The 6,707-nt window shown below is 63.2% G+C and carries 7 protein-coding genes and 1 pseudogene (1 of these 8 running past the window's edge); 3 read left to right on the top strand and 5 right to left on the bottom strand.

All coding sequences use genetic code 11. The features are described 5' to 3' along the window. The 4 genes and pseudogenes from EOC06_RS23775 to EOC06_RS23760 all read right to left on the bottom strand — a co-directional run. Positions 1-166, bottom strand: a pseudogene (locus EOC06_RS23775) (ABC transporter ATP-binding protein) (it extends 493 nt beyond the left edge of the window). A gap of 2 nt (positions 167-168) precedes the next feature. Beyond that, positions 169-1,245 (bottom strand): ABC transporter permease, encoded by a 1,077-nt coding sequence (locus tag EOC06_RS23770; RefSeq protein WP_127320412.1) that lies wholly within the window; start codon positions 1,243-1,245, stop codon positions 169-171. Positions 1,246-1,357: 112 nt separating this feature from the next. Continuing rightward, positions 1,358-2,299 carry a sugar ABC transporter substrate-binding protein gene (locus EOC06_RS23765; protein WP_128308929.1) on the bottom strand — a complete coding sequence of 314 codons (942 nt, stop codon included), beginning with the start codon at positions 2,297-2,299 and terminating at the stop codon, positions 1,358-1,360. A gap of 302 nt (positions 2,300-2,601) precedes the next feature. Continuing rightward, positions 2,602-3,633, bottom strand: a complete 1,032-nt coding sequence (locus EOC06_RS23760; RefSeq protein ID WP_128308928.1) for a LacI family DNA-binding transcriptional regulator — start codon at positions 3,631-3,633, stop codon at positions 2,602-2,604. 169 nt (positions 3,634-3,802) lie between these two features. Here EOC06_RS23760 and EOC06_RS23755 point away from each other — a divergent pair, with 169 nt between their 5' ends. From EOC06_RS23755 to EOC06_RS23745, 3 genes are all read left to right on the top strand, one after another. Continuing rightward, positions 3,803-4,894, top strand: a complete 1,092-nt coding sequence (locus tag EOC06_RS23755) for a fatty acid desaturase family protein (protein WP_128308927.1) — start codon at positions 3,803-3,805, stop codon at positions 4,892-4,894. A gap of 94 nt (positions 4,895-4,988) precedes the next feature. After that, complete coding sequence (locus EOC06_RS23750; RefSeq protein ID WP_027161041.1) at positions 4,989-5,303, top strand: MocE family 2Fe-2S type ferredoxin; 315 nt, start codon at positions 4,989-4,991, stop codon at positions 5,301-5,303. After that, complete coding sequence (locus tag EOC06_RS23745; protein WP_164898705.1) at positions 5,300-6,538, top strand: NAD(P)/FAD-dependent oxidoreductase; 1,239 nt, start codon at positions 5,300-5,302, stop codon at positions 6,536-6,538. The genes EOC06_RS23750 and EOC06_RS23745 overlap by 4 nt, the downstream gene beginning before the upstream one ends. On the opposite strand, the gene EOC06_RS40915 is transcribed toward EOC06_RS23745, so the two are convergent. Then, positions 6,500-6,707, bottom strand: a 208-nt coding sequence (locus EOC06_RS40915) for a hypothetical protein (protein ID WP_206631244.1), incomplete at its 5' end; no start/stop codon positions are given. The two genes, EOC06_RS23745 and EOC06_RS40915, sit on opposite strands and share 39 nt — an antisense overlap.

Genomic DNA, 6,707 nt, shown 5'->3' with positions numbered 1-6,707 from the left:
GCTCGACACCGGTGATCTGGCGCACGAAGGTCGACTTGCCGGCGCCGTTGTCGCCCATGATGGCGACATGCTCGCCCTTGCGCAGTTCGAAATTCGCCCCTTCCAGCGCGTGCACGCCGCCATAGCGCTTGGTCAAGTTTTCAGTCTTCAGGACGATGTCTGACATGGTCATGCCCTCATTGCCCGCAGGCGTTGGCGCCACTGGTCGAGAACCACCGCACCGACGATGATCACACCCTTGACCATCTCCTGGTAGTAGGCGTCGAGGCGCAGGAAGGTGAAGCCGGAGATGATGACGCCGAAGATCAGCGAGCCGATCACCGTGCCGATGATCGAGCCGCGGCCGCCCGACAGGGAGACGCCGCCGATGACCGCCATGGCGATGGCGTCGAGCTCGTACATCACGCCCATGCCGGACTGCGCGGTCAGGTTCTTGGAGCTCAGCACCACGGCGGCGAGCGCAGCGAGAATGCCGGCGATGACGTAGACCAGGATCTTGTGGTTGGCGATCTTGATGCCGGACATGCGCGCGGCGTCCTCGTTGGAGCCGATCGCGTAACAGTGCTTGCCGTACCTGGTGTAGGTCATGATCAGCTGGAACAGGATGGCCAGCGACAGGAAGATGACGACGGGCATCAGGCCTTTGCCGATGCCGGCGAAACTCTCGGTGGGAAACGAGATCGGCTGGCCCTTGGACCACCATTTGGCGATGCCACGCGCGGTCACCATCATGCCGAGCGTGGCGATGAACGGCGGAATGCGCGTGTAGGCGATCAGCGCGCCATTGACCAGGCCGGCGAACAGGCCGCAGGCGATCGCCACCAGCAGCGGCACGATGACAGGCAGGTCCGTCCAGCCCTGCGCCAGGAACATCGCCTTGGGATTGGGGTTGCCGTTGACCGTCGCCACCTGAGCGAAGCTCATGGCGATCATGGCGGTCGCGCCGACGATCGAGCCCGAGGACAGGTCGATGCCGCCGGTGATGATCACTTGCGTCACACCGATGGCGATGATGCCGACGATCGACACCTGCAGGATGATGATCTGCAGGCGCGCTTCGTTGAAGATGCCGCCGACGTCGCTGCGTGTGTTGAACAGGAAGCTGTCGCCGAGAAAAATGCGGCCGATCAGTTCGAAGATGACGACGAGAATGACCAGTGCCAGGAAAACATTGAACTCGGCCGGCCATGTGCGCTTCTTCGCATCATAACCGACGCCGCCCACGCCATGAGATGTCTGTGCCACGTATTCTGTCCTCCATCAGCCGCGGTCGCCCTCGCGCCTGCGGCGCTGAGGGAGAGAGGGGAGCGGCGCTGTCTTGATCGAGAGCGCCGCTCCGTATCGAACCGTTGGCGGCTCAGTTCTTCTTCAGGAACTTGTCGATGTTGGCTGGCGTCACGAGCTGGAAGGGCACGTAGACCTTGTGCTCGACCTTCTCGCCCTTGGAGAGCTTGAGCGCCGCATCGAGAGCGCCGGCACCCTGGCCGGCGGCGTCCTGGAACACGGTCACGTCGAGGTCGCCCGCCTGCATCGCGGCAAGCGCGTCCTGGGTGGCATCGACGCCGCCGACGACAACCGTCTTCATGTCGATGTTGCCGGCCTTCATCGCCTGGATGGCGCCGATGGCGCTTTCGTCATTGTTGGCGATGACGCCGTCGAACGGCTTGCCGGTCGACAGCCAGTTGGTCATCAGGTTCTGCGCCTCGTCGCGGTTCCAGTTCGACGTCTGCTTGTCGATGATCTTGATGAAGCTGCAATCCGGCGTCGCGATCACATCGTCGATGTCCTTGGTGCGCTGCACGGCGGCCTGGTTGGAAAGCTCGCCCATGATCACATAGACATTGGCTTCCTTCTTGCCGGCTTCCTTGAACAGGCGGCAGACTTCCTTGGTCTCGAGCGTGCCGGAATCGGCTTCGTTCGAGGCGACGAAGGCCTGGTTGTCGGGCAGCGTGTCGACATTGACCGGCTCGCGGTTGACATAGACCAGCGGGATCTTGGCTGCGGCGGCGGCGTCCGACATCGCCTGCGTGGCCGAAGTGTCGACCGGGTTGACGATGATGGCATCGACGCCCGAGGCGGCGAAGTTCTTGATCTGGTCGAGCTGCTTGGCAACGTCGTTCTGTGCGTCCTCGACCTGCAGCTCGACGCCGCTCATGCCCTTGGCCTGCTCGATCATGCCGTTGCGCAGCACGGTCAGGAAGTTGTCGTCGAACTTGGCCATCGACACGCCAACCTTGGCGGCCAGGGCGGATGAGCTCATCAGCGCCGCGAAGGCGACGCCCAAAATCAATTTCTTCATTGTGTTTCTCCTCCACATATTGGTGTCCGGTTTCACCGATTTATCCGGAATCCCCGATCTCCCCGGGGAATCTCTCCCTGATGTCTTTTCTGTTCCGGGTGACGCTTGCCTCCTGGCTGGAACGTCAAACCCTCCGTTTGAAACAGATATTCCGGAACGAAAGAACCAAAATACACAGATGATGAAATATTTATTCCATTTCACATCGGGGCGTCAAGGGCGATTCCGCGGCCTGCGGGCCGATTTACGCCTCGCTCTGATGGATTCTATCATTTGCCTCGGCGGCCTTGCGCGGCGGCGGGCTAGATGTTTTCCGGCAGATAGATGTCGAAGGGCAGGAAGGTCTGCCCCGGAGCGTTGGCGGCGCCGGTCTCGATGGCATGCGCCATCAGGTCGACAAGCTCACGGCATAAAGCGGCAAGCGGGGTCGAGATCACCATGGTGAGGATATTGTCGGCGAGTGCCGCGCGCGATTCGGCGTTGATCTCGTTGCAGACGACCACCGGCATGGTCGCGGGCTTCGCTGCCCGCAGCGCCGAAACCGCGCCTTCCATGCCGCCGCCCGCGACGTAGCAGCCGGCAAGATCCGGATAACGCGCCAGAAGATCGATCATCGCGTCATGGGTCACCTGGTTGGCTTCCAGATTGACCAGCGTTTCAAGCACGCTGAACTCCGGCGCATGCTCGCGGAAGAAGGAGCGAAAGCCGATCTCGCGCAGTTCATGGCCGTGGAAGCGGTGGCTGCCGACGAAGAGGGCGACCTTGCCGGGCCGCTTGGCTGCCTTGGAGATCATCCATGCGGCGGTGCGCCCGACCTTGCGGTTGTCGAGGCCGATATAGCCCTCCCGGATGCCGGCGGCAAAGTCGGACAGCACCGAAAAGACCGGCTGCCCTCTAGCCTTCAAGGTTTCCACGACCGCCGTCAGGGTCGGATGGTCCGGACCGACAACGGCGATGGCCCTCGATTTCGCCGCCAGCCTGCGCATCTGGGAGGCGATCTCGTCGGGAGCCAGGGAACTGGCGAAATCGATGGTCGCAACGCCACGGAAGCGTTGCGATTGCGAGATGGCCAGTTCGAGTTCCCGCGCGAAGTCGCCGTAAAAGGCATCATTGCCCCGCAGCAGCAGGAAGCCCAGCCGGTACTCCGGCAGTTCCTGGCGCATGCGCTGCTTGATGAGGCCGGCGGCGTGATAGCCGATATCGGTAGCGGTCTCGTAGACGCGGCGCGCTGTCTCCTCGCGCACCGGCAGCCGGTTGTTCAGCACGCGGTCGACGGTGGCGACACTGACGCCCGAGATGCGCGCCAGATCAGATATGGTCGGCCGCTTCGCCATGCTTGCCCCGTCGGATTTGCTTGAGCCTTCGTACAGCATCCTGATGGGAAATGATAGAAACTATCTTTATGATGTTGAGTCCATCATCGGTCGGCGTTACTTTGACGCTAGAAGCCAAAGGAATTCATGGCATTCGCCTTGGCGGATGCCTTTGCCGAGGGAGGCAATCATGTCCACTGCGCCGTCCCGGCGTGACTACAGCCTGATCGGCCGCGATGCCAAGCTCGCGGTCGAGACCGGCCTGTCGGCGGCCGAGTGGTATCACACCGACATACCGCGCAAGCAGATGAAGGAGCTGATGCAGCGCTCCGACGGGCCGGCGATCCGCGATACGGCAATCTGGTTCGCCGCGCTGATCGTCAGCGGGGCCGGCGGCGCCTGGTTCTGGGGCACATGGTGGTGCGTGCCGTTCTTCTTCGTCTATGGCGTCCTCTACGGCTCCTCGACGGATTCGCGTTGGCACGAATGCGGCCACGGCACCGCTTTCCGGACGCAATGGATGAACGATGCGGTCTATCAGATCGCCTGCTTCATGATCATGCGCAATCCGGTGACCTGGCGCTGGAGCCACACGCGCCACCACACCGACACCGTCATCGTCGGCCGCGACCCGGAAATCTCGGTCATGCGGCCGCCCGATCTGGTTCGCGCCATGCTGGGCTTCGTCGGTGTGCTCGATGCCTGGCATGCGATGTCAGACATGCTGCGCAACGCCGCCGGCACCGTCAGCGCCGCCGAAAAGACCTTCATTCCCGAACAGGAACAGCCCAAGGCGATCCGCGTCGCCCGCATCTGGACGGCGATCTATGCCGCCACCGTCGGGCTGGCGCTCTACACCGGTTCGTTCCTGCCGCTGATGCTGGTCGGCCTGCCCAGGCTCTACGGCGCCTGGCACCATGTCATGGTGGGGCTGCTGCAGCATGGCGGCCTGGCCGACAATGTCACCGACCACAGGCTGAACAGCCGCACCGTCTACATGAACCCGATCAGCCGCTTCATCTACTGGAACATGAACTACCATGTCGAGCATCACATGTTCCCGATGGTGCCGTACCATGCGCTGCCGAGGCTGCACGAATTGATCAAGCACGATCTGCCGGAACCGACACCGTCGATCCTGGCCGGCTATCGCGAAATGATCCCGGTCTTCCTGCGCCAGCTGCGCAACGAGGACTATTTCCTCAAGCGCGAGCTGCCGCCGACCGCACGGCCATATCGCGAAGAATTCCACAACGACACTATCGCCGCCGCGGCGGAATGATCGTGCTTCCATCCGATCTAGACTGTTTATTTAACGCAATTCCGGACGGAAAACCGCTGCGCACTTTTCCTGGATTGCTTTTGGGAGGACTTGAATGAGCGACTGGGTCGAGGCCTGCGCCACCGGCGACATAGACGAGGAGGATGTGATGCGCTTCGACCATGGCGGCCGCACCTTTGCCATCTATCGCAGCCCCGACGACGAGTTCTTCGCCACCGATGGCCTGTGCACGCATGAAAAGGTGCACCTGGCCGACGGGCTGGTGATGGACGACATCATCGAATGTCCAAAGCACAATGGCCGCTTCAACTATAAGACAGGGGATGCCCGCGGCGCGCCGGTCTGCGTCAATCTCAAGACCTATCCGGTCAAGGTCGATGCCGGCAAAGTCCTGATCCAGATCGGATGACTGACATGGCGGGGGGGATGGTCATCATCGGCGCCGGCGAATGCGGCGGGCGGGCGGCATTGGCGCTGCGCGACCTCGATTATCGAGGGCCGGTGACGCTGGTCGGCGATGAGCCGCATCTGCCCTATGAGCGCCCGCCGCTGTCCAAGGAGGCGATGGCCAGCGATGCGCCCGAGATCAAGGCGATCGCCAGCGACGCCATTCTGGCCGAGAAATCGATCCGGCATATCCATTCCGTCCAGGCCGTGGCGATCGATCCGGCGGCGCATGCGGTGCGCCTGTCGGACGGATCGGTCCTGCCTTACGACAAGCTCCTGCTGGCAACGGGTTCGATGCCGCGCAAGCTGCCGATGCCCGGCCTTGGCGCGCACTGCGTCTATCTCAGGACCTTCGCCGACGCGCTCGCGATTCGCGCGCATCTCACCCCCGGCAACCGTATCGCCATCATCGGCGGCGGTTTCATCGGCCTCGAACTTGCCGCCGCGGCACGCAAGCTAGGCGCTGCGGTCACCGTTATCGAGGCGCAGCCGCGCATCCTGATGCGCGGCGTGCCGGCGGAGATCGCCGAAATCATCCATGACGCGCATGTCGCCGAGGGCGTTGATATTCTGTGCGGGGATGGCATCGCGTCCATCGCCGACGACGGCAACAAGGTGCGCATAGCGCTTGCCGGCGGCCGGGAAATCGTCGCCGACCTCGCGATCATCGGCATCGGCGCCGTGCCGGTGACCGGGCTTGCGGCCGAAGCCGGCCTGGCGATCGACAACGGCATCGCTGTCGATGCGCAATTGCGCAGCAGCGATCCCGACATCTATGCCGCCGGCGATTGCTGCTCGTTTCCGCTCGCCGTCTATGGCGGCCGCCGCGTACGGCTGGAAGCCTGGCGCAACGCCCAGGAACAGGGCGCACTGGCGGCCAGGAACATGCTCGGCGCCGGCGAGGCGCATGCGGCGGTGCCGTGGTTCTGGTCGGATCAATATGGTCTGTCCCTGCAGATCGCCGGGCTGTCCGACGAAGGCAGCAGCACCGTGCGCCGCGACCTCGGCGACGGCGCTTTCATCCTCTTCCATCTGGCTCAAGACGGCAGGCTGGTGGCGGCCAGCGGCATAGGCCCCGGCAACGCGGTCGCCCGCGATATCAGGCTGGCCGAAATGCTGATCGGCAAGCACGCGAAACCGGCGCCGGAAGCGCTCGGATCACAGGCGGTCAAGCTGAAATCGCTGCTGGCGGCGTGAGCCGTCACGCCAATTGCCGACGTCTGCGCTGCCCCTCATCTGCCTGCCGGCATCTTCTCCCCGTATAGTGACGGGGAGAAGGGCGCTAACATCGCCGGTTTCGCCAATCACCAGCATCGCAAGAAGGGCGCCGAGGTTGCGGCCAGCCCCTTTCTCCCCGTCACTATAC

It is taken from the genome of Mesorhizobium sp. M7A.F.Ca.MR.362.00.0.0, from assembly GCF_004023175.1.
Taxonomy (GTDB): Bacteria; Pseudomonadota; Alphaproteobacteria; order Rhizobiales; family Rhizobiaceae; genus Mesorhizobium.
This window is presented reverse-complemented; position numbering and strand designations above follow the sequence as displayed.

Bases quoted from the DNA above. Each gene is read 5' to 3' on its own strand.
- EOC06_RS23745 (WP_164898705.1), top strand. From the start codon at position 5,300: ATGACTGACATGGCGGGGGGGATGGTCATCATCGGCGCCGGCGAATGC.
- EOC06_RS23750 (WP_027161041.1), top strand. From the start codon at position 4,989: ATGAGCGACTGGGTCGAGGCCTGCGCCACCGGCGACATAGACGAGGAG.
- EOC06_RS23765 (WP_128308929.1), bottom strand. From the start codon at position 2,299: ATGAAGAAATTGATTTTGGGCGTCGCCTTCGCGGCGCTGATGAGCTCA.
- EOC06_RS23755 (WP_128308927.1), top strand. From the start codon at position 3,803: ATGTCCACTGCGCCGTCCCGGCGTGACTACAGCCTGATCGGCCGCGAT.
- EOC06_RS23760 (WP_128308928.1), bottom strand. From the start codon at position 3,633: ATGGCGAAGCGGCCGACCATATCTGATCTGGCGCGCATCTCGGGCGTC.